The sequence below is a fragment of the Amycolatopsis melonis genome (assembly GCF_040064235.1).
Lineage (GTDB): Bacteria > Actinomycetota > Actinomycetes > Mycobacteriales > Pseudonocardiaceae > Amycolatopsis > Amycolatopsis melonis.
In genome coordinates, this window is the sequence record NZ_JBDZYD010000002.1 from 160,988 (window position 1) to 183,086 (window position 22,099).

The 22,099-nt window shown below is 71.7% G+C and carries 17 protein-coding genes and 1 pseudogene; 11 read left to right on the forward strand and 7 right to left on the reverse strand.

The genetic code is table 11. The features are described from left to right. Nucleotides 1-174: 174 nt before the first annotated feature. Both ABJI51_RS05325 and ABJI51_RS05330 read right to left on the reverse strand, forming a co-directional pair. A pseudogene (locus ABJI51_RS05325) lies at nucleotides 175-1,089 on the reverse strand (non-reducing end alpha-L-arabinofuranosidase family hydrolase); the annotation flags it as partial. 352 nt (nucleotides 1,090-1,441) lie between these two features. Beyond that, complete coding sequence (locus ABJI51_RS05330; RefSeq protein ID WP_348947854.1) at nucleotides 1,442-2,896, reverse strand: arabinofuranosidase catalytic domain-containing protein; 1,455 nt, start codon at nucleotides 2,894-2,896, stop codon at nucleotides 1,442-1,444. A gap of 225 nt (nucleotides 2,897-3,121) precedes the next feature. On the opposite strand from ABJI51_RS05330, the gene ABJI51_RS05335 reads away from it, so the two are divergent. Beyond that, complete coding sequence (locus tag ABJI51_RS05335; RefSeq protein ID WP_348947856.1) at nucleotides 3,122-3,508, forward strand: hypothetical protein; 387 nt, start codon at nucleotides 3,122-3,124, stop codon at nucleotides 3,506-3,508. A gap of 12 nt (nucleotides 3,509-3,520) precedes the next feature. Here the strand turns inward: ABJI51_RS05335 and ABJI51_RS05340 are convergent, their stop codons facing one another. After that, a complete protein-coding gene (locus tag ABJI51_RS05340; RefSeq protein WP_348947858.1) occupies nucleotides 3,521-4,165 on the reverse strand; it encodes a TetR/AcrR family transcriptional regulator in 645 nt (214 codons plus the stop codon). A gap of 108 nt (nucleotides 4,166-4,273) precedes the next feature. Between ABJI51_RS05340 and ABJI51_RS05345 the strand changes: the two genes are divergently transcribed. Both ABJI51_RS05345 and ABJI51_RS05350 read left to right on the forward strand, forming a co-directional pair. Then, complete coding sequence (locus ABJI51_RS05345; protein WP_348947859.1) at nucleotides 4,274-6,946, forward strand: MMPL family transporter; 2,673 nt, start codon at nucleotides 4,274-4,276, stop codon at nucleotides 6,944-6,946. Next, a complete protein-coding gene (locus tag ABJI51_RS05350) occupies nucleotides 6,946-8,904 on the forward strand; it encodes a YhgE/Pip family protein (RefSeq protein ID WP_348947861.1) in 1,959 nt (652 codons plus the stop codon). The genes ABJI51_RS05345 and ABJI51_RS05350 overlap by 1 nt, the downstream gene beginning before the upstream one ends. A 307-nt stretch (nucleotides 8,905-9,211) precedes the next feature. Here ABJI51_RS05350 and ABJI51_RS05355 read toward each other — a convergent pair whose 3' ends face one another. From ABJI51_RS05355 to ABJI51_RS05365, 3 genes are all read right to left on the reverse strand, one after another. Further along, the gene (locus ABJI51_RS05355; RefSeq protein ID WP_348947863.1) at nucleotides 9,212-10,441 is read right to left on the reverse strand and encodes an HNH endonuclease signature motif containing protein; all 1,230 of its coding nucleotides are present in this window, start codon (nucleotides 10,439-10,441) and stop codon (nucleotides 9,212-9,214) included. A 53-nt stretch (nucleotides 10,442-10,494) separates the two neighbouring features. Next, nucleotides 10,495-12,066, reverse strand: a complete 1,572-nt coding sequence (locus tag ABJI51_RS05360; RefSeq protein ID WP_348947865.1) for a glycoside hydrolase family 44 protein — start codon at nucleotides 12,064-12,066, stop codon at nucleotides 10,495-10,497. Between the two features lie 190 nt (nucleotides 12,067-12,256). Beyond that, complete coding sequence (locus ABJI51_RS05365) at nucleotides 12,257-12,895, reverse strand: TetR/AcrR family transcriptional regulator (RefSeq protein WP_348947867.1); 639 nt, start codon at nucleotides 12,893-12,895, stop codon at nucleotides 12,257-12,259. Nucleotides 12,896-13,025: 130 nt separating this feature from the next. Here ABJI51_RS05365 and ABJI51_RS05370 point away from each other — a divergent pair, with 130 nt between their 5' ends. The 8 genes from ABJI51_RS05370 to ABJI51_RS05405 are packed head-to-tail and all read left to right on the forward strand — an operon-like array spanning nucleotide 13,026 to nucleotide 21,304. Next, the gene (locus ABJI51_RS05370) at nucleotides 13,026-14,150 is read left to right on the forward strand and encodes a VOC family protein (RefSeq protein ID WP_348947869.1); all 1,125 of its coding nucleotides are present in this window, start codon (nucleotides 13,026-13,028) and stop codon (nucleotides 14,148-14,150) included. Further along, nucleotides 14,147-15,082, forward strand: coding sequence for a fumarylacetoacetate hydrolase family protein (locus ABJI51_RS05375; RefSeq protein WP_348947871.1), 936 nt, complete (start codon nucleotides 14,147-14,149; stop codon nucleotides 15,080-15,082). Before ABJI51_RS05370 ends, ABJI51_RS05375 begins: the two co-directional genes overlap by 4 nt. Beyond that, nucleotides 15,079-16,956 carry an acyl-CoA synthetase gene (locus tag ABJI51_RS05380; RefSeq protein ID WP_348947873.1) on the forward strand — a complete coding sequence of 626 codons (1,878 nt, stop codon included), beginning with the start codon at nucleotides 15,079-15,081 and terminating at the stop codon, nucleotides 16,954-16,956. The genes ABJI51_RS05375 and ABJI51_RS05380 overlap by 4 nt, the downstream gene beginning before the upstream one ends. Next, a complete protein-coding gene (locus ABJI51_RS05385; protein WP_348947875.1) occupies nucleotides 16,953-17,294 on the forward strand; it encodes a DoxX family protein in 342 nt (113 codons plus the stop codon). Before ABJI51_RS05380 ends, ABJI51_RS05385 begins: the two co-directional genes overlap by 4 nt. After that, entirely contained in the window at nucleotides 17,291-18,751 is a 1,461-nt protein-coding gene (mhpA, locus tag ABJI51_RS05390) for a bifunctional 3-(3-hydroxy-phenyl)propionate/3-hydroxycinnamic acid hydroxylase MhpA (RefSeq protein ID WP_348947877.1), read from the forward strand. Before ABJI51_RS05385 ends, mhpA begins: the two co-directional genes overlap by 4 nt. A 12-nt stretch (nucleotides 18,752-18,763) precedes the next feature. Continuing rightward, nucleotides 18,764-19,948: a cytochrome P450 gene (locus ABJI51_RS05395; protein WP_348947878.1), complete on the forward strand. Its 1,185-nt coding sequence runs from the start codon at nucleotides 18,764-18,766 to the stop codon at nucleotides 19,946-19,948. A gap of 13 nt (nucleotides 19,949-19,961) precedes the next feature. Next, on the forward strand, nucleotides 19,962-20,159 hold the full coding sequence (locus ABJI51_RS05400) for a ferredoxin (RefSeq protein ID WP_348947880.1): 198 nt from the start codon (nucleotides 19,962-19,964) through the stop codon (nucleotides 20,157-20,159). Continuing rightward, the gene (locus ABJI51_RS05405; protein ID WP_348947882.1) at nucleotides 20,156-21,304 is read left to right on the forward strand and encodes an NAD(P)/FAD-dependent oxidoreductase; all 1,149 of its coding nucleotides are present in this window, start codon (nucleotides 20,156-20,158) and stop codon (nucleotides 21,302-21,304) included. Before ABJI51_RS05400 ends, ABJI51_RS05405 begins: the two co-directional genes overlap by 4 nt. Here the strand turns inward: ABJI51_RS05405 and ABJI51_RS05410 are convergent. Beyond that, nucleotides 21,280-22,089 (reverse strand): glycoside hydrolase family 16 protein, encoded by an 810-nt coding sequence (locus ABJI51_RS05410; protein WP_348947884.1) that lies wholly within the window; start codon nucleotides 22,087-22,089, stop codon nucleotides 21,280-21,282. The genes ABJI51_RS05405 and ABJI51_RS05410 overlap by 25 nt on opposite strands. Nucleotides 22,090-22,099 lie beyond the last annotated feature (10 nt).

Below are 22,099 nucleotides of genomic sequence, written 5' to 3' on the forward strand. Positions count from 1 at the left end.
CCATTGCCCGGCTGGTCGGCGACGGGCTGACCCGATCCTCGCCGGAGTGATTCCGGCATCTGCCGGGACAGCAGCGAGGGCGCCGGAGCCCGGCGGTCCGCCGGCCGACGCGGCTCGGCCACAGTACGAACAGGGCGGGCCCGGCTTGTGCCGAGCCCGCCCTGTGTCATCGCGTCAGCGTTGCAGGGTCAGCACGCCCGGCTTGTACGGCAGGAGGCCGTACGTGGTGCCGTCGGAGCTGGGGGAGCGTCCCTGGTAGAGGAACTGCAGGTTGCAGGGGTCGATCGTCTTCGTCTGGTCGGGGTTGGTGCGGACCAGGTCGCCGTGGCTGATGTCGTTGGTCCAGGTTGCGCCGCTGTTGGCCTTGCCCGCGAAGGGATTGCTCTCGGTCGCCGCCTGCGGGGTCCACGAGCCGGTCAGGCTGGTTGCGGTGAACGAACGGAAGTAGCGCCGCTCGTTCGTGCCCCGTGCCTCGACGATCATGAGGTACTGGTTCTGGTCCTTGACCTTGTAGACCTCGGGCGCTTCGAACAGCTTGACCGCGCTGTCGCTCATGATCTTCGTGTACGACGAGCCGAAGCTGCCGGGGAAGTTCCCGATCGGCATGCCGGCCCGGTAGATGTTGCCGTTGTCGTCGGCGAAGAACAGGTACATGTTCGAGCCGTCGCCGATGAGCGTCTGGTCGATCGGTGCTCCGGTGGGGAGCGTGCCGGTGAACAGCGTCTGGGGCGCGGACCAGCTGTTCGGGTTGGTCGGGTCGCTCGAGGTGCGGTAGGAGAACGTCGGGCCGCCCCACTGGTAGGCGAGCACCCAGACGTTCTTCGGCGCGAAGTAGAACAGCGTCGGCGCGACGGCGTTGAACGACATCGAGTTCTGGGTGGCCGAGGCCATGTCGGACCAGTTCGTGAAGGGACTGAAGCTCATCGACTTCCAGCTCGACCCGGTGTCGTGGGTCGTGGCGTAGACGACGTGCTTGCCGTTGACGACGACGTTGGTGAAGTCCTTCAGCGAGACCCAGCCGGACTTCGGGTTCGCGAGCGGGCCGGTCGAAGACCAGCGGTAGGTGGACGGAAGCGAGCAGGTGGCGGTGGTGGCCGCAGTGGCGGCCGGCGCCGAGGTGGCACCGGTGAGCAACCCGCCGGCCAGGGTCGCGACCACCGCCGCGATCAACCCTGGCCGCCGCCTCGTGGTGGTCTTCGCAAACCCGATCGACATGAGCATCTGTCCTTTCCGGAGGGGCCGCATCGTCGCGGATCCGGGGATTGTTAGCGCTAACATTTCGGCTGTGGAGCCGGGTCGGGGATAGGGGGATGGAAGGTGGGGAGTGAGTCGGTGGTGTGACCGAAGTCCCAGGAGGACTGTGAATGATGCGATCGACTTCGTCAAGATGTAACACGCAGGTTTTCGGCGGGAGTCGGGACGGGGTCGAGTGCGGCCCTCCTCAACCCAGCGTCCATCGTTGGTTGCTGCCGCCGTTGCACGTCCACAGCTCGACCGGCGCGCCGTCGGCCGTGGAGGCGCCGGTGACGTCGAGGCACAGCCCGGACTGGACGCCGGTGATCGTTCCGTTCGAGTTGAGGTTCCACTGCTGGTTGGGCTGGCCGGTGCACGACCAGGTGATGACTTTCGTGCCCGCGGTGGTTCCGCCGCCGCTGGCGTCCAGGCACAGCGTGGTGCCGCCGGTCGTCACCGTCAGCTGGTTCGACGCGGTGCGGGTCCAGTTCTGGGCGGGCTGGCCGGTGCAGCCGCGGATCTGCAGCTGGGTACCCGTGGACGAGTTCGGCACGTCGAGGCACTTGCCGGCGCCCACGGCGTGCAGCGGCCCGGTCGTGGCGCCGGTTCTGCCGTCGCTGTAGCCGGCGGCGGTGATGTTGGCCTGCACCGCGCTCTCGGTCGCGGCCGTCGGGTAGTCGGCGGTGAGCACGCCTTCGTAGAAGGTGCCGGCGCCGGAGACGCTGTTGTCGCCGCCGATGCCGAGCAGGATGGCTCCCTGCTTCTTCATGGGGTGGTAGCCGGAGGGCCGTGGCCCGTCGAACACGGTCGTCAGGCCGCCCGACTGGGCGTCGCCGCTGCGGATCGCCCAGTGGTTCGGCTCGCCCTTGACGATGGCGGTCACGAACCGGTGGTTGACGGTCGGGTTCGTGTTGTGGCCGGCGTTCACGCCGCTGAAGAGGCCCCACTCGAGGTCGGCCATGACCCACGGGCCCGGGCCGTCGCCGTAACCCCATTGCCGGTCGGCTCCGAAGTAGACGGTCTCCATGATGGCGGGCGCGTCGGCCTTGTTGGTCGTCTGCGCGTTGCCGTAGTCGAAGCAGCACCAGTTGTTGTAGTGGACGCCGTCGACGACGGCGTAGATGCCCTCGGGCTGGTCGCCGGTCGCGACGCCGTTGGTCTTGTTGTTGCGGTAGCCGGTGCCGGGGGCAATGTAGACGCCGTAAGCCTTTTGCCCGCCGACGGTGACCGGGGCGGCGGTCGCGTCGGCGAGGTTGTCCCAGCCGCCGGGAGCGGGGCCGGGCCAGGTGCCGGGAGGTGCTTGCGTGAGGTGGTTGCCGCGGCCGGACTGGTCGTAGAGGACGGTGATGAGACACGTCGTGCCGGCGCAGAACGAGTCCTGCGCCGCGGCGTTCACGACCCCGCCGGCGCTCAGCAGGCCGATGTCGCGGGTGGTGTTGTCCGAGGACCGGCGTACCTGGTAGAGCGGGCCGTTGTAGGTGCCGTACAGGGCCCGGGTGGTGCTGTGCGCGGCCACACACGGAGTGGCGCCCGCGGCGTAGATGTCGCACGGGCCCTGCGTGGCCGCCTGCGAGGAGGCGGTCGTCCCGGCCATGGCACCGGCAGCGAGGGTGACCGCCGACCCGACAGTCACGAGGAGCCTTCTCACGCGACGAGCGACCATCTGCGGGCCTCCTTCGTTCCACAGCCGGACAAAACGGCGGCCGCTGCGGGGGGGGTGAACGCTAACACAAACCCGAACGAGACGGTGAAACTTTCACATCCGGGCCGAGCTTGCCGTCGGCCGGCGAAGGCCTGGTGCGGCGGGAGGCCGATCCCGGTGACCGCGTTTTGCGCATCTTGGGCGTGGCGGATTGAAGGAATCGGCGGCAGCGCGGAAGGTGGTCCGATGGAATCAGGTGACCTCGCCCGGAAAGCGCTGGCCTGCGTGCGGATCTTCAACGGCGCGCTGGGGCTGTTCGCTCCCGGCCGGATGGCGCGCAGCCTCGGCAGTGAACCGGGGGAGGACGCGCGGTTCGGCTATCCCGCGCGCATGTTCGGGATCCGTACCCTCGTCCTCGGTGCGGACCTGCTGCTGCTGAAGGCGGACGACCCGGCGGCGCGGCGGATCCTGGGCCAGGCCGTCCTCATCCACGCGACGGACACCGCGGCCGCGGCCTACGCTGGTGCGCGCGGCGAACTTCAGGGCAAGGCGGCGAAGTTCACCGTCGCGATCTCCGCGGTCAACACCGTGCTGGCGGTGATCTCGCTCGTCACGGCGAAGCGGCGCAGCTGACCACGGCCGCCGTCAAAGCGGGGTGACCAGGGCCGTGAGCAGGCGGGGGAGGACGTCGGTCAGGTAGCGGTTGCCCGCGCGGTCGGGCAGCTCGTCGAGGATGGCCCGTTCCAGCATCGTCTCGTACAGGCGGACGATCGTGATCACCGCGCTCTCGGGTTCGACCGTCAGGCGCAGGCCCAGGCGGCTCAGCAGGTCGCGCAGGATTTCGGCCAGTGCGTGGTGGAACCGGCGCTCGGCGGCCGCCGTCGGGGCGCGTAGTTCGGGCTGGCGCAGGGCCTGGGCGCGGAACTCCGCGTTGAGCAGGTACCACGTCTCGTCCGCCGTCAGGGATTCCATGAACAGCTCGCCCGCGTCCTGCAGCACGCCCGTGATCGCGTCCGCGGACGCCGGGTCGGCCGCCGCTGTCGCTGCGGCGACCGCGGTGCGCAGGCGCTCGACGCGTTCCTGCATCCGGACCTCGTAGACCGCGAGGAACAGCTCCTCCTTGCTGGCGAAGTTGGAGTAGAACGCGCCTCGGGTGAATCCCGCGCGGTCGCAGATCAGCTCGACCGGCGCGTCCCGGATCCCCATCTCCGCGAAGACGTCGTACGCCGCTTCGATGACCCGGCGCCGGGTCTCCGCGCGTCGCCGCGTCATCGCTCTCGGGGTCGTCATGCCGTCACCTTACTTCTCGATCACTCGGAGGAGTGACGAGATGCACGCTGCATCGGATACATCATGCATTACGATACACGACGTATCCAACGTGGTCAGGAGCTTCGCGTGTCGTCATTCCTCTACCGCCTCGGCCGTGCCGCCGCCCGGGCGCGCGTGCTGGTCCTCGCGCTGTGGGTCGTCGTCCTGGCCGTCGCCGGGGGTGCCGCGCTGGTGTTCGGCCAGGGCACCGACGACGCGTTCGCCATTCCCGGCTCGGAGTCGCAGGACGCGCTGGATCACCTCGGGCGGGTCTTCCCCGAGGTCAGCGGCACCTCGGCCCAGCTGGTGCTCGTGGTGGGGGAAGGGACGAGGGCCGACACCCCGCCGATCCGGGCCGCGGTGGGCGAGGCCGTGGCCCGGATCGGGAAGGTCGGCCAGGTCGCCACGGTCGTGAACCCGTTCGACGCGAACGTGCACGGCGCGGTCTCGGGCGACGGCCGGGCCGCCCTGATCGCCGTGCCGCTGAAGGTCCAGCTCGCCCAGGTCGACCCGGCCACGAAGACCGCGCTCGCGGCCGTCGCCGACGACCTCGCCAAGCAGACCGGCGCGACGGTCCACACCGGCGGGGACGCGTTCTCGAACCGGGTGCCGAAGCTCAGCCCGACCGAAGGCATCGGCCTGCTCATCGCGCTGCTGGTCCTGGTGCTGATGTTCCGTTCGCTGATCGCCGCGGTCATGCCGCTGGTCACCGCGGTCCTCGGCGTCGGCGTCGCCATCGGGCTCGTCTTCCTCGCGACGCTGGTCACCCCGATCTCCTCGACCGCGCCGATGCTGGCGGTGATGATCGGGCTCGCGGTCGGCATCGACTACGCCCTGTTCCTCCTCTCCCGGCATCGCGACCAGCTGGCCGAGGGCCTCGACGTCGAGGAGTCGATCGCCCGCGCCACCGCCACCGCCGGGTCGGCGGTCATCTTCGCCGGGCTCACCGTCGTCATCGCCCTGCTCGGGCTGGCCGTCGCGGGCATCCCGTTCCTGACCACCATGGGCGTCGCCGCCGCGGTCGGCGTGGCGCTGGCGGTCGCCATCGCCGTCACGCTCGTGCCGTCGCTGATGTCCTTTGCGGGCAAGCGCTTGCGCCCGCGGACCCCGAAACCGAAGCGGCGCCGCCGGAAACCGCCGATCGCCCGCTGGTGGGTCCGGACCGCGACGAAGGCACCCCTGGTCACCGTGCTGGTCGTGGTCGCCGGGCTGGCCGTCTGCGCCATCCCCGCCACGTCGCTGCGCCTGGCGCTGCCGGACAACGGCACAGAGGAGCACGGCAGCCCGGCCCGCGACACCTACGAGGTCGTCAGCGAACACTTCGGGCCCGGCTACAACGGCCCGCTGATCGTCACCGCCGACATCATCACCAGCACCGACCCGATCGGGCTGGTGAACCGGATCGCCGAGGAGATCCGGCACGTCCCCGGCGTCGCCTCGGTCCCGCTGGCCACCCCGAACCCCAAGGGCGACACCGGGATCATCCAGGTCGTCCCCGCGACCGCTCCGGACTCCGCGCAGACCGACGAGCTGGTCGCGCGGCTGCGCGGGCTGGAGCCGCACTTCCTTGACGTCTACGGCACGCAGACCGCGGTCACCGGCATCACCGCCGTCGGCATCGACGTCTCCGCCCAGCTCGGCAGTGCCCTGCTGCCGTTCGGCATCCTCGTCGTCGGCCTCTCGCTGATCCTGCTGGCCATGGTGTTCCGCTCGATCTGGGTGCCGGTCAAGGCCACCGCCGGCTACCTGCTCTCGGTCGCCGCGGCCTTCGGCGCGACGTCGTTCGTCTTCGTGCAGGGACACTTCGCCGACGCGCTCGGCGTGACCCACACCGGCAGCGTGATCAGCTTCCTGCCGATCATCCTCATGGGTGTCCTTTTCGGACTCGCCATGGACTACGAGGTGTTCCTCGTCTCACGGATCCGCGAGGACTACGTCCACCATGGCGATCCGCACCACGCGATCGAATCCGGGTTCATTTCCGCCTCGCGGGTCGTCGTCGCGGCGGCGGTGATCATGTTCGCGGTCTTCGCCGCGTTCGTCCCCGAAGGCAGCGCCACCATCAAACCCATCGCGTTCAGCCTCGCCGTCGGGGTCTTCGTCGACGCCTTCGTCGTGCGGATGACCCTGGTGCCCGCGGTGCTGGCGCTGCTGGGCCGCCGCGCCTGGGGGCTGCCGCCGAAACTCGACCGCGTCCTGCCGGTCTTCGACGCCGAAGGCGACGCGCTCGTGCACGAACTGCGGCTCGCCGGCTGGCCCGGCACCGACGAGGCGATCAGCGCCCGCGGCCTGTGTCTGGAGGACGACCGTGGCCGACCGGTGTACCGCGACGTCGGCCTGCGCGTCCCCCGCGGCGGCGTGCTGGTGCTGCACGGCACGGGGGCCTGCGGCAAGACCGCGCTGGCGTACACGCTCGCCGGCCGGGTCACCCGGTTCACCGGCGACCTCAAGGTGCTCGGCCGGGTACTGCCCCAGCACACGCACGCGCTGCGCCGCGACGTCGCCGTCATCCCGTGCCGGAGCACGACCGACCCGGCGCGGCAGATCGCCCGCGACGGCGACGCCGGGCTCGTCGTGGTCGACGACGTCGACCTCGTGCTGCGCGCGGACCTGCGCGACCACGTCCGCAGGCTCGTCGCCGGGCGGGGTACCACGACGTTCGTGCTGACCTGCCAGGACCCCGAGCGCATCGCGGACCTGCTGCCCGCGGCCGCGCAGCTGCACGCCCTCACCGCCGCCGAGCCCGCCGAGGTCTTCTGATGCTCAAGCCCTTCGCCCATTCCGCCCGCGCCCTCGCCACGGGCCCGCTGACCTGGCGCACCTGGACCGGCCTGATCGCCGTGCCGCTCCTCGTCATGGGCCTGCTCACCTGGGCGTTCTGGACACCGGACGCCAACCACGGCACCGCGAAGGCCGCCGTGGTCAACAACGACGAACCCGTCCAGGTCAACGGCCGGACGATTCCGCTCGGCCGTCAGCTCGCGGGATACCTGACCCACAGCGAGGATTCGGCCTACGACTGGGTGCTCACCGACGCCGCCGACGCCGCGGCCGGTCTCGCCGACGGCAGCTACGCGGCCGCGGTGACGATCCCGCAGGACTTTTCCGCCCGCGCCACCTCGGCGGCCACCGCCAAGCCCCTCGACGCCCGCCAGGCGCGGCTGCAGGTGCAGACGTCCGACGCGGCAGGCGTCGGCGATCCCGGCCTGGCCGCCCACATCGCCGAGGCCACGCAACGGACGTTGAACCAGCAGGTCGTCCAGACCTATCTGGACAACGTCTACATCGGATTCACGACCCTGCACCAGAAAGTCGGCCAGGCCGCGGACGGCGCGGCGAAGCTGGCCGACGGAACGCGTCAGCTGGACGACGCCGCCGGCCAGCTGCGCACCGGCGCCGACCAGCTCGCCGCCGGAACCGCGCAGCTCGCCACCGGTTCCGGCAAGCTGGCGTCGGGGCTGACCCAGGCCGAGCGCGACACCGCGCAGCTGCCTTCGCTGACCCGGCAGCTGGCGAACGGCGCGGACCAGGTCGCCGACGGCAACGAGCAGCTCGCCGGCGTCGTCGTGCCGCTGGCCGACCGGATCATCGCCGCGATCGACGCCGTGCCGTCGGCAAGCAGCGCGGCCCAACGGTTCCGGCAGCTCGCCGAGGAGTGCACCGGCACCCCGGCGTTCTGCGGCGAGCTGCGGCAGGCCGCGGACCGGTTCACCGCGGACGCGGCGAAGATCGACGGCGTGAAGGCGGCCGTCCGCGCCAACGCCGTCAAGGCCCGCGACGCCGTCCAGGCCCTGGCGGCGGGGGCCCGCAAGGTCGCCAACGGCAACGCCCAGCTCGCGGCGAAGTCCGGCCAGCTGGCTGCCGGGATCGCGTCCGCAGCCAGTGGCGCGCGGCAGCTCGACAACGGCGTCCGGCAGGCGAACTCGGGCGCGCAGAAACTGGCCTCCGGCGCCGGACAGCTCAAGGACGGGGCGGGGAAGGTCGACGACGGCGCCGGGCAACTCGCCACCCAGCTCGACCAGGGCCGCGACCAGGTGCCTTCCTACACCGACGCCGAGCGTGCGCACCTCAAGACGGTCGCGGCGGACCCCAGCACCGCCACCACCGGCGGCACGCCGATCGGAACCCTGGCGCTGACGTTGTTCGCCGCGCTGGCGTTGTGGGCACTGGCCCTGGCGACGTACATCGTCACCCGCGCGGTGCCGGACGCGGTGCTCACCGCCCGGGAACCGACGTGGCGCATCATCCTGCGCGCCGCAATCCCCGGCGCAACCGCGGCCGCCCTCGCGGCGCTGGCCATCACCGCGATCGCCGTCCCGGTCCTGAAGCTCGGCATCGCGGGCACGCTGGGGTTCCTGCTGATCGCGCTGCTGGCGGCCTCGGCATTCGTCGCCCTCAACCAGGCAGCCGCGGCCCTTTTCGGCCGCGCGGGCCGGATCGCCTCGCTGGCGGTCCTGGTCCTCGCGGGCGCGACGGGCGTCGTCTCGACGTTGCCGCGCCCGCTGTACGCAGTCGCGGACTACCTCCCGACCCACGGCGCGGTCCTGGCCCTGCGCGCAGCGGCCACCGACGGCACCGGCCTGACGACGGGGGTGGCGCAGCTGGCCGCGTGGCTGGTGGCCGGGACGCTCGTGTCGATCCTGGTCACCGATCGACGGCGTTACCTGTCCGCCAGGAGTGTCCGGCTTCGCCATGCCCATCCGTTGGTGGTCGGTTGACTGCTGTCGGGCTGAGTGTCCGCAAGGGAGGGTGATGGCTGGCATCGTGTGCGCGTGGGGGACGGCACCGGCCTGACGGCGGGGGTGGCGCAGCTGGCCGCGTGGCTGGTGGCCGGGACGCTCGGGTCGATCCTCGTTACCGATCGACGGCGTTACCTGTCCGCCAGGAGTGTCCGGCTTCGCCATGTCCATCCGTTGGTGGTCGGTTGACTGTTGTCGTGCTGAGTGTCCGCAAGGGAGGGTGATGGCTGGCACCGTCTGCGCGTGGGGGTAGGCCCGTAGCCGTGTGGCTGCGGGCCTGTCCCCGTCACGCTGCGAATGGGAGCGGTTCGTGGAGGTTGTTTCGCCGGGGTTTTCGGCGTTTGTCCAGCCAGGTTGGTGGCAGGAACTCTGGTAGGCCGTCGGCGGCGATCCGTACTTCCCATCCGGAGCGGTGCAGCAAGCGGTGGTGGTGGGCGCACATCAGCACCAGGTTTCCCAGTTCGGTGGGGCCGCCTTCGGACCAGTGGCGGATGTGGTGGCCTTGGCAGTGCCGGGGTGGTCGATGGCAGCCCGGGAAGGCGCAGCCGCGGTCGCGCAGGTACAGGGCTCGGCGGATGCCGGGTGGGACGAGGCGTCGGAGGCGGCCGACGTCGAGGGGTTCGCTGTGGCTACCCAGCACTGCGGGGATGATCATGCAGTCGCAGGCGTGCAACCGCGCTTCAGCCGCGGAGATGGTTCCGGTGTCACCGAGGAGCGCCTTGCCGATGCCGGTCTTCAAGTCGTCGAGGGAGATGGCGACCATGACGTGGGCGCGTTCCCCGGCCTGCATGGGCAGCTCCGGGGAGTTCGCCGCCAGATCCATCGCGTCGGAGAAGGCATCGCCGTAGCGTTCCTGCGGGGAGCGGAGGTCGGGGCCTTCGTCGGTGGAGCGCCGCTGGGCGAGGGCATCCAGCACCGCACTGGCCCGGGTCCCGGTCTCGTCATCGAACCGGCCGTGTAGCTCCCACACCCCGGATCTCTTGCGTCGCAAGGACAGTTCGCGGTCCGGCCGGGCGGGTTCGGTTTCCTGAGGAGGCTGGCCGTCGGGATGGAGGTGGGCCAGGATCCGCGCACCGAGGACGGCGACCTGCTTGTGCCCGGCATCAGCGGCAAACCCCAGGAGATCCTGCTCGACCCGATCACGATGCTCGGGAGGGACATCCCGCAGGACCGTGACGATCGTGTCGATCATCGGGTTGCTCAACCGCCCCTCCCGCGCCGCAACAGCGGTCGCGGGAGCAAGCGGAGGAACAGGGGTGCCATCAAGGTTCAGCCCGGGATGAAGCTTCCGGGCCCGCTTGACCAAGACCTCGGCAGCCTGCCGTGGCAGATCGACGAGATGCTCCAGAAACCGTGCCACAGAACGATATCCGAACAGCTCCATGACCCCACGCTGCTCAATCCCCACAAGCACAGCACCGATTCGGGCTTCACAGGACCGAAGTTGCGCGAACAGCTCACCGAGGAGGTCGGCGAGGGCCTCCGGTTCGGCGTTCCACACAGCGTTGGTGGTCATGACCCCAGAGTGCCCGGCATTCGAACACCCGTCATCACTCGAAGCGGTGAAAACTAGTGCCGCGGCACGACCAGCAGGCTGATGGAGTTCGCGGGGTACGTCGTGGTGACGCTGCCGCGGCGCACGGCCAGGTCGTCGCCGCGCACGATCGATGACAGGTTTGCCGGGCCGTACGTGAACTTCTGTGCCGTCGCGGTGCCCGGGACTCCGGCGATCGACAGCGGCGCGGTGAGGTCGGTGCCCGTCTTGTTGATCACCATCAGGGTCACCGCGCCGTCGCAGCGGCGTTGTGCGCCGTAGATTGCCAGCTGTCCCTGGTCGGTGCTGGACGCCGAGACGCTTACGTCGCCGAACTTGCTTCCCGCGCCGTCGTAGTTGCGGTACATGCGGAACGCGTACGCGGCGGGGTCGGTGGGTTTCGGCTCGCCCCAGATGGTGGCCAGGTCGAGGCCTTCGCGGCCGAAGATGCCGAGGACGTCGGCCTCGGCCAGCGCGCCGTTGATGTCGTCCAGCGCACCCCAGTTGTACTCGGTGATGGCCGTCTTCGTGCCGGGGTTGTACTGGGCGATCCACTGCTTCATCGTGCGGATGAACTGCAGCGGCGGGGCGTTGACGCCGCTCGGCCCGATCCAGGACTCCTCGACGTAGGTCGGGTCCCACAGCGAACGGGTCGACCGCAGCCGCAGCGCGTTGGCCTCCGGGGTCTTGTCGCCGCTGATCTGGGGGTAGTAGTGCTGGTCGAAGTAGTCGAGCAGCCGCTTGCCCGCGGCGGTGCCCGCGTCCTTCATGTTCTTCAGGAACCACTGGGACAGGTTGAGCCCGCCGTGGGCGGCGGCGTCCGCGCCCGGCGCGCAACCGTCCACTCCGGACGCCACCCACTCGCAGTAGCCCCAGCCCGACGGCCCGAGCACGGCCGCCCGCGGGTCGGCGGCCTTGATCGCCGCCGCGGTCGCCGTGCTCTTGCTGCCCAGTTCGTCGTCGCTGACCGGCTGCGGGTGCACGTCGCGGTGCGTGGCGCTCCACAGCACCGGCTCGTTGTCGAGTTCGTAGATCGGGACGCCGCCGCGTGCCGCCGGACCGAACTGGCTCACCAGGTGCGAGACCATTTCGCCGGCGAAGGACGCGTCCGCCGGGACGGACGTGTCGGTGGGCTCCGCGCCGGTCAGGTTCGTGTTGTTCAGCCTGCCGTTGCCGCAGTTGGCGTCCCACTGGTCGAACGAATCCTGGGCCGGGAAGCGGGTGGCCGGGAACCCGCAGGCGTGCGGCCACCCCGGCGAGTCCTTCGCCACCCACCCGGACATCGGCACGGTGACCACCTGCTTGACGCCGTGGTCGCGGTTGCGCTGGACGTAGGCCTCGACGGTGTTGTCCGGCCCGGCCACGATGTTCTCGAAGTACCAGTCGCTGCCGGTGTTGTAGGTCTGGTTCTTGAAGTTGTAGCGGCTGCTCGCGTTGCCGCCCCAGCGGGACACCGGAGTGCCGAGTTCCGCCACGAGTGCCGGGTCGCCGCCGTTCATCCCGTAGATGTCGGGACTGATCGCGTGCCGGGCCGCGAACAGGTTCACCGACAGGGCGAGGGTGTCCGCGGACGCCGGGGGCGCGGCCGTGGTCAGGAGGGCCGCCACCAGGCAGCCGCCCGCAGCGAGAGGCTTGCCGGACCGACCGCGAATTCGCCGTTGAGCAGCCACCGAAAACTCCTGACGTCGATGTGTGGGAGCGCTCCCACACGGTATCGCCCGGAGGGCTTCCGTCAAGCCGCCAAGCGGAAGATTCGGTGGTGGAGCAGGAGATCAGCGGTGTAATTTTCCTGCGGGTTCAGGCCGCGGTGCCGTCGAGCGCGGGCAGGGGACGGCTGCAGACCTCCCGCGCTTCGGCCGCGGTGAGGCCGAGCATGCGCAGCAGGTCCTCGGCCACCTGGTCGGTCGCCGAGGCGTCGTCGCGGTCGGGACGGCTGTGCAGGAGCCGTCCGAGGCCGAGGGCGGCGCCCGCCACCGTGAGCATGGCCAGTTCGGTGTCCCGGACGGTGAACCGGCCGGCGCGTACGGCGGCCTCGATGTCGCGGCGGGCGCGGGGGGCCAGGCCGGTCTCCGAGTCGGCGAGTTCGAGCCCGTAGTGCAGGAGGACCTTGCTGAGTTCGGGGTGCCGCCGGTGCAGGCGGCCGGTCAGCCGGAAGCTCTGCGCGAAGACCTGGGCCGGGTCGTCGAGGTCGGTCGTCAGCTCGTCCAGCATGGCGCCGTGGGCGTCGAGTGCGGCCTCGACCGCGGCCTGGAAGAGCTGCTCCTTCGTCTCGAAGTGGTTGTAGAACGACCCCATCCCGACGTCCGCGGCCTGGGTGATCTCCAGGATCGGCACCGCGGTCCTGCCTTCCGCGATGAGGGCCTGTGCCGCCTGGATCAGGGCCGCGCGGGTGCGCGCCTTGCGCCGTTCCAGTCGGCTCGGAGCGTGCTCCGGCATGCGTGCTCCCGTTCTGGCTGGTCGTCGCCGCATCCTAGCCCATCGCGTCACTGCTGAGGAAATCGTCAGAAGGTCTTGACTGACGATACCCTCGTAACTGACGATATCGTCACCAACGAAGGGAGCGGTCGTGGGCGATCCGCACAGCGGCCTGCACAGCGAGCGCGGCGCGCTCGCGGGCGAGCATCCCGGCCGGGCGGCGAACCCGGTGGTCAAGGTGCACGACCTGGCGTGGCTGGAGTTCGAGAAGCCGGACCTGGCCAGGGCGGAGGTGTTCGCCCGCGCCTTCGGGTTCACGCCGACGCTCAGCACCCCGCACGAGCTGCACCTGCGCGGCACCGACCCCGGTGCGCCGTGCGTGCTCGTCCGCAGGGGGCCGCGGTCGAAGTTCCGCGGCCCGGCGTTCCTGGCCGCCGCCCCCGGCGACGTCCTGCGGCTGGCCGACGCCACCGGGCGGCCGGTCGGCAGGCTGCCGGAGACGCTGGGCGGCGTCACTGTCGACCTGCCCGACCCGAGCGGCCTGCGCGTCCGGGTCGTTGCGGACACCGAGGAGCTGCCCGCGCTGCCGCCGCAGCGGCCGCAGGAACTCAACTTCGGCCACGACGTCCGGCGGGTCAACGCCACGCAACGCCCGCCGCGCGCGCCGGCGCGGGTGCAGCGGCTCGGGCACGTGGTCCTGCAGACCACCCGCTACCGCGCGGCGCTGGACTGGTACCTGGACCACCTTGGCCTGATCGTCAGCGACTTCCTGTACTACCCGGGGCAGCGCGAGCGCGGGCCGGTGATGAGCTTCCTGCGCTGCGACCGGGGTGCCACCCCGGCCGACCACCACACGCTGGCCATGGTCCTCGGCCCGGCCGACCGGTACGTGCACTCCGCCTACCAGGTGGCCGACCTCGACGCGCTGGCCGCGGGCGGGGAGTACCTGCGCGAGCACGGCTACCACCACTCCTGGGGCATCGGGCGGCACATCGAGGGCAGCCAGCTGTTCGACTACTGGCGCGACCCGGACGGGTTCCTGGTCGAGCACTTCAGCGACGGCGACCTGTTCGACCACACCGTGGCACCCGGCTGGGCCCCGCTGACCGCCTCCGGGCTGGCCCAGTGGGGACCGCCCGCCACCGCCGACTTCCTCGGCGTCAAGCCGGGCAAGGAGTCGCTGCGTGAACTGCGCGCGGTGTTCTCGGCGCTTCGCGAAGACAACGAATTCGACGCCCAGCGCCTGCTGGGCCTGCTGAAAGCAGCCCGTTCATGAGCCTGACCGTCCTGCGCACCGCCGACGCCTGGTACGCCGCCACCCCGTCGGGGGCGGCGCGGATCTCCACGGCCGCGACGACCACCGCCGAACTGCTCGGCGACCGGGCCGCGATCACCGCCGCGGCCGCCGCCACCGACTCCGTGCCGGTGGCCTCGCTCGACCTCGTCTCGCCGGTCACCGCGCCGTGCCGCGTGGTCGCCCAGATGACCAACTTCGCCTCGCACGTCACCGACGCCGGGATGGACCCGGCGACCGTGCCGCTGACCTTCTTCCGCAAGGCGTCCGGGTCGATCAGCGGCCCCTTCGACGACGTCGTCAAACCACCGCACGTGCGGCTGCTCGACTACGAGGTGGAGATCGGCCTGGTCATCGGCCGCGAGATCCCGGTCGGCAGCGAAGTCACCGCCATCGACGAGTACGTCGCGGGGCTGGTGGTCACCAACGACGTCTCCGCCCGCGACGTCCAGCTGCCGCAGACCCAGTTCTACGAAGCCAAGTCGTACCCGACGTTCACCCCGGCCGGGCCCGCCCTCGTGCTCTTGGACGCCGCCGAGCTGAAGCGGTTCGCCGACCTGCGGCTGCGGCTGTCGGTCAACGGCGAGGTGCGCCAGAACGCGGTCGTCGGCGAGGACATGCTCTACCGCCCGCTGCAGGCTTTGCAGGCACTGGCCCGGTTCCAGCGGCTCGATCCCGGCGACCTGGTGCTCACCGGGACCCCGGCGGGCACCGCGTTGTCCGCGCCGCCGAAGGTCGTGGAGAAGATCGCCGCGCTGCTGCCCCCGGCACTGAAGTGGAAGCTGTTCTTCAAGGGGCAGGCGAAGAACCCGAAGTACCTCGCTGACGGCGACGTCGTCGAGGCATCCGTCGCCACCGACGACGGTGCCCTCGACCTCGGCACCCAGCGCACGGTCGTGAGGTACCAGCGATGACCGGTGCTTCCCTGTGGCCGCGCTACGCGGAACCGGCCGACCTGGCCGCGATCGAAGCCGTCCCGCTCGCCGACCGGCACCTGCCGGAGTCGACCTACGCCCTGCTCTGCCGGGCCGCCGCGTGGTGGCCGGACCGCCCGGCGACCACGGTGCTGCCCGACGCGGAGAGGTGGCGCGAGCCCGTCCGGCGCACCTTTGCCGAGCTGCTCGCCGACGTCCACCGCTATGCCAATCTGTTGCGGGAACTGGGTATTCGGCGTGGTGACGCGGTCGCGCTGATGTCCCCGAACTGCGCCGACCTGATTCCGGCGACGCTGGCCGCCCAGCTCGCCGGAATCGCCGCGCCGCTCAACGGCGGCCTCTCCCGCGACCACCTCACCGAGCTGCTCCGGCTTTCCGGCGCCCGCGTCCTGATCACCGCCGGTCCGGAGCTTGCGCCGGACATCTGGGCCACTGCCCGGGATCTCGCCCCCGGGCTCGACGCGATCCTCGTGCTGCGCCCGACCGGCGCGGCAGGCGAACCGGCCGCGCTGCCCGCCGTCGACGGCGTCCGCGTCGGCTACCTTGCCGACCTCGCCGCCGGGCACGACGACGCCGCCTTCGACGGGGAGCCCCCGGCAGCGTCGGAGCTGGCCGCGCTGTTCCACACCGGGGGCACGACCGGGGCACCCAAGCTGGCCGCGCACACGCACGCCAACGAGGTCGCCGACGCGTGGATGATCGCGGCGAACTCGCTGCTCGACGTCGGCTCGGCGGTCTTCGCCGCGCTGCCGCTGTTCCACGTCAACGCGCTGGTGGTCACGCTGCTCGCGCCGCTGTTCAAGGGCCAGCACGCGGTGTGGGCCGGCCCGCTCGGCTACCGGGAACCCGCGCTGTACGGGCAGTTCTGGAAGATCGTCGCGGAACACCGGATCGCCGCGATGAGCGCGGTTCCGACCGTGTACGCGGTGCTCGCCCAGTGCCCGGTGGACGCCGACATCGCCAGCCTGCGGTACGCCATGGTCGGCGCCTCGCCGCTGCCCGCGGCCGTGCGGGAGGGCTTCCAGGCGCACACCGGCGTCACGCTGGTCGAGGGGTACGGGCTGACCGAAGCCACCTGCGCGAGTGCCCGCAGCTTTCCCGGCGACCCGCGCCCCGGCACCGTCGGCCAGCGCCTGCCGTACCAGCGGATGAAGGTCGTGCACCCGGAAACAGGGGAGGAGCTGCCCCGCGGCGAGACCGGCGTGCTGGCCATCAGCGGTCCCACGGTGATCCCGGGCTACGTCGTCGGGCATGACGAAACCGGGTACGTCCTGGACGGCCTCGGCAAGCTCCGCGACGGCTGGCTCGACACCGGCGACCTGGCCCGGCTCGACGCCGACGGGTTCGTGCACCTGGCCGGGCGGGCCAAGGACCTCATCATCCGCGGCGGGCACAACATCGACCCGGCGATGATCGAGGACGCCCTGCTGGCCCACCCCGAGGTCACCGCGGCAGGCGCGGTCGGCCGTCCCGACGAGCACTCCGGTGAGGTGCCCGTCGCCTACGTGACCCTCGCTCCCGGCGCCACGGTGACCGAGGACGCCCTGCTGACCTGGGCCGCCGGGCACGTACCCGAGCGGGCCGCCGCGCCGAAGGCCGTCACCGTGCTCGACGCGCTGCCGGTGACCGACGTCGGCAAGCCGTACAAGCTCGCCCTGCGTGCCGACGCCACCCGCCGGGCGCTCGCCGAGGCACTCGGCCCGTTCGACGGGGTGGCGGTCGACACGGTGATCGAGGACGCCACCGTGGTCGCCGTCGTCACCGTTGCGTCCGAAGTGGACGAACCGAAGGTGAGTGCCACGCTCGCCCGCTACACCGTCCCGGCCCGCCTGACCACCGAGGGAAACCCATGATCGTCCTGTCCGTCCTCGTGGCGGCCGTCTTCCTCCTCGCCGGGGCGGCCAAGCTGTTCGCGCTCGCGCCGATGCGGGAACGCGCCGCGCACGCCGGGTTCTCCGTCGCGGCCTACCGCGGCATCGGCGCGCTGGAGATCGCCGGAGCCGCCGGGGTCCTGCTCGGCCTGGCCGTGCCGGTGCTCGGCGCGCTGGCCGCCATCGGCCTGCTGCTCCTGCTCGCCGGTGCCCTCGTGACACACGTGCGCTCCCGGGACCGCGGCCGCGACCTCGTGCCGGCGCTGGTCTGCGCGGCACTCGTCGCCGGCTACCTCGTGGTCCTCGGGGTGTCGCCGTGAAGGTGCCCGTCCTGATCGTCGGCGCGGGCCCGGCCGGGCTGACCGCCGCGGCGCTGCTCGGCCGCGACGGCGTCGGCTGCCTGGTGCTCGACCGGCAGGACGCGGTCTATCCCCGGCCCCGCGCGGTGCACCTGGACGACGAGGTGTACCGGATTCTGGGGCGGCTGGGGCTGGCCGGGTCGTTCGCCGCGCGTTCCCGGCCCTGCCACGGGCTGCGGCTGCTGGACCCGGACCTGCGGGTGCTGGCCGAGTTCCGGCGGTCGCCGGGTGCGGGCCGCCACGGCTACCCCGAGGCGAACATGTTCGACCAGCCCGATCTCGAGCACCTGCTCCGCGAGCACCTGGCGACGATCGGCACGGTCACCTTGCGCGGCAACGCCGAGGTCACCGGCCTCGCCCAGGACGCGACCGGCGTGCGGGCCGAGGTGACCGACCGCGTCACGGGTGCGCGCGAGACGGTCCACGCGGACTACGTGCTGGGCTGCGACGGCGCCAACAGCCTGGTCCGGACCGCGATCGGCGCGACGATGGCGGACCTGAAGTTCGACCAGCGCTGGCTCGTGGTGGACGTCGCGACCACCGCCGATCTCGGTCAGTGGGAGGGCGTGCACCAGGTCTGCGATCCGCGCCGCGCGGCGACGTACATGCGCATTGGGGAAACCCGTCACCGCTGGGAATTCCGGCTGCGGCCGGGGGAGACCGCCGCGGAGTTCGGTGACTTCGATCGGCTGCACCCGCTGATCGAGCCGTGGACCGGGGATGTCCCGGCCGCTGAGCTGGAAATCGTCCGCGTCGCCGAGTACACCTTCCGCGCGCGGATCGCCGACCGGTGGCGCGACGGCCGGGTGTTCCTGCTCGGCGACGCCGCCCACCTCACCCCGCCGTTCATCGGCCAGGGCATGGGCGCCGGCCTGCGCGACGCGGCCAACCTCGCCTGGAAACTCGCGGGCGTCCTCGGCGGGACCCTCCCGGAGAGCGTGCTCGGCACGTACGAGACGGAACGCAAGCCGCACGTCCGCGCGATGATCCGGCGGGCGGTGCTGGTCGGCAAGGCCATGACCGCGGGCGGCCGCTTCGGCACCCTCGTCCGGCGGGTGGCCGTGCCGCGCCTGAACGGCCGGGTCATCGACAGCGCCACCCCCGCCCTGCGCCGGTCGGCACTGGTGGCGCGGCCCCGCTTCCGGCGTTCGCCGGCGGGACGGTTGTGCCCCAACGCCCTCCTCGACGACGGAACCCGCTTCGACGACGTTGCCGGGGGCCGCTTCGCCGTCGTCACCGCGAGCACGCCGTCGGAGACCGAGCGGGCCGCCATCCGGCAGTCCGGCGCGGTCCTCGTCCCCGCCGGCCGGTCCCGCGAGCTGCACCGCTGGCTGCGCACCGGCGCGGCCCTCGTCCGCCCGGACGGCACGGTGCTGTGCGCCGGCCGCCTTTCCCGGATCCTGCGCCGGTTTCTCTGACAAGGAGCAACGATGCCCCGACGCCCCAAAATGCCGGTCTACCGGCCGGACCTCTATTCGCCGCAGGCGATCCTGGACCCGTACCCGCACTACGCGAACCTGCGCGAACTCGGTCCGGTGGTGTGGCTGCCCAAGCACAAGGTCTACGCGCTGCCCCGCTACGCCGAGTGCAAGGCCGTGCTGCTGGACGACAAGACCTTCGTCTCCGGCGACGGCGTCGCGCTCAACGCCGTCACCAACCGGCTCTCCCGGGGCACGACGCTCAACAGCGACGGCGAAGACCACGCCCGCCGCCGGGCCCTGGTCGCCCACCGGCTCACTCCGCGGGCGTTGCGGGCGATGAAGGACGTCGTGGAACGCCAGGCGGCCGAGATCGTCGACGCCGCGGTCGCCCGGCGCACCGTCGACGGCGTCGACGTCGCGGCCGCGCTGCCCGCGGCGGTGGTCCCGGACCTCGTCGGGTGGCCGGCGGAGGGACGGGAACACCTGCTGCGGTGGGGCGCGGCCACGTTCGACATCCTGGGTCCGCTGAACGGCCAGGCGGTGCAGGCCATCCCGGCGGGCCTGGGCATGGCGCGGTTCGCGCACACCGTCGCGAAGCAGCGGAAGGTCCTGCCCGGCAGCATGGGCGACGACCTGCTGCGCGCGGCCGACGCGGGTGAACTCGCCCACGCCGAGTGCCCGGCGCTGATGATCGACTACCTGGCGCCGTCCCTGGACACCACCCTCAGCGCGATCGCGAGCGCCCTGCACCTGTTCGCCACCCACCCCGGCCAGTGGCAGCTCCTCAAGGACGACCCGGGCCTGATCCCCAACGCGGTCAACGAAGTCGTCCGGTACGAATCGCCGTTGCGTGCCTTCAGCCGCAAGGTCGCGCGCGACACCGAGCTGGCAGGCACGGCACTGCCTGCGGGGTCCCGAGTCCTCGTCCTCTACGCCTCCGCCAACCGCGACGCGCTCGCGTGGGACGACCCGGACACGTTCGACATCCGCCGGGACGCCGCCCGCCAGCTCGGCTTCGGGCACGGCACGCACGGCTGCGCCGGGCAGGGCCTCGCCCGCCTGGAAACCCAGGCGATGCTGCGCGCACTCGTGGCCCGCGTCGACCGGATCGAACCGGCCGGCCCGCCGGAATGGGCCCGCAACAACATCATCCACCGCCTCGGGCGGCTTCCGCTCGAACTCGTCCCGGCCTGAAAGGGGACCCCCGATGCAGATCTCCGCCGACTACGACCGCTGCGAAGGCCACGGCCTGTGCGCCGAGCAGGCGCCCGCGATCTTCGAACTCGACGACGACGCCGAACTCGTCCACCATTTCGAAGGCACCGACATCCCGCCGGAACAGCTCGCCGCCGCCCGGGCGGCCGTCACTTCGTGCCCGGTTGCCGCGCTGCGGGAAGTCCCGTGACCCCACCGGGCTCGATCGTCATCACCGGCGAGTCCATCGCCGGGATCACCGCGGCGCGGGAACTGCGGGAACTGGGTCACGCGGGTCCGATCACGCTGATCGGCGCGGAAGAGCACGGTGCCTACGCCCGGCCTCCGCTGTCCAAGGCCGTCCTCAAGGACGACCGTGCCGACAGCACGCTCGGCTACCGGCTCGACGGGCTGGACGTCGACGTCGTCCGCTCGCCCGCGGTGGCCGCCGACGTCGGCCGGCGGGTCGTGGCCACCGCGGACGGCCGGGAGATCGGCTACGCCGCGCTCGTCGTCGCCACCGGCGCTCGCGCCCGGCGGATCGCCGCTCCCGGGCAACGCGGCGAAACGGTGCTGCGCACCCTGGACGACGCGCGGCGGTTGCGCACGCGGCTCGACGCTGCCCGTTCCGCCCTCGTCGTCGGCGCCGGTTTTCTCGGCCTGGAAGTCGTCAGCGCCTGCGTGGCCCGGGGCATCCCGGTCACCGTGGTCGACGTCGACCCGCCGCTGCGCCGCATCCTCGGCCCGTTCGTGTCCGAGGCGATCACCGCCCGGGCCGGGGACCACGGCGTCCGCGTCGTCGTCACTCCGGCACCGGCGACGTTGACCGGCGATCCGGTCGGCGGCGTGCGGCTGGCCGACGGCACCGTCCTCACCGCCGACGTGGTCGTCACCTGCTGTGGCGAGGTGCCGAACACGGACTGGCTGGCGGGGACCGGACTGGCCGGTCCCCGCGGCGTCACCATCGACCAGGCCTGCGCCACCGCGGTACCCGGCGTGTTCGCCGCCGGGGACGTCACGTGCCTGCACACCGGAACCCGCACCCCGTTCTGGTCCACCGCCGTCGCGCAGGGCAAGGCCGCCGCCGCGTCGGCACTGGATCTCGCCCCGGCGGGGCCGCCGCGCGACGACTACTTCTGGACCGAGATCCTCGGCCTGTCCCTCAAGGTCGCCGGACCGTTGCCGCCGCGCGGCGAGCCCGATCTCGCCGAGGGCAGCGTGCCCGGCGGATCGGCGCTGCTGACCTGGCTCGGCGGCAACGGGCAGCGCACGGTCGTTGCCTACGGCAAGCGCATGCCCGTGCCGAAACTCCGTGCGCTGGCCGGGCAGGCCTACGCCCGGTTGCGGCCGACGTAGACGTTGCGGGCCCGGTAGTACGTCGGCGTCGTCGGGCCCGGTGAGCCGGACGAGCCCTCCATCTGGAGGTTGATGATCAGCCACATCGGCTTGCCGACGAAGTTCGCGCCGCGGTGCTGGGCCACCCAGTTGCCGTCGAGGTAGTAGTGGATGTCCACATCGGACGCGTTGACCTTGGTGATCCACGCGCGGTAGCCGTGCCACGCGCCGGGGTTGTTCACCCCGACCACCGTGTTGGACCAGGCTCCGCTCGCGTTCTTGTAGGTGTTGAACCAGTTGCGGGCGTCGCCCTTGAACTCGAGGATGTCGCTCTCCGGCGGCCAGCTCGTGGCGCCGGTCAGCCAGAACGCCGGCCAGGTGCCGCGGGCGGACGGGGCCTGGAACTCGCCCTTGACCTCCCAGCTGGGGAACTGGTCGGTGACGGTGATCTGCTGCTTGGCGTGGACCGCGCCGGAGTGGTAGCGGATGGGCAGGTGCGGGTCGGCGCCGCTGTTGCCTTCGTTCTGGGGCACCGGGGTCGCCTTCAGCACGAGCACGCCGCCGGCCTCCAGGTAGACCTGGCTGTGGTCGGTGCTGCTCGCGTACATCCGGGCGGTGCCGTTGTGGTCCGAGCCCCACGGGTAGCGGTAGTTCCAGGCGGCTTCGAGGGTTCCGTAGTTCGAGAAGGTGCCGTCGAGCACCGTCTCCCAGGTGGCGGCTTCGGCGTTCCCGGCGAGCCCGCCGAGGGCGGCCCCGGCCATTCCGGCGGCACCGGCGGCGAGGAAGGTCCTGCGGTCGATCGGCATGGTGCGGTCC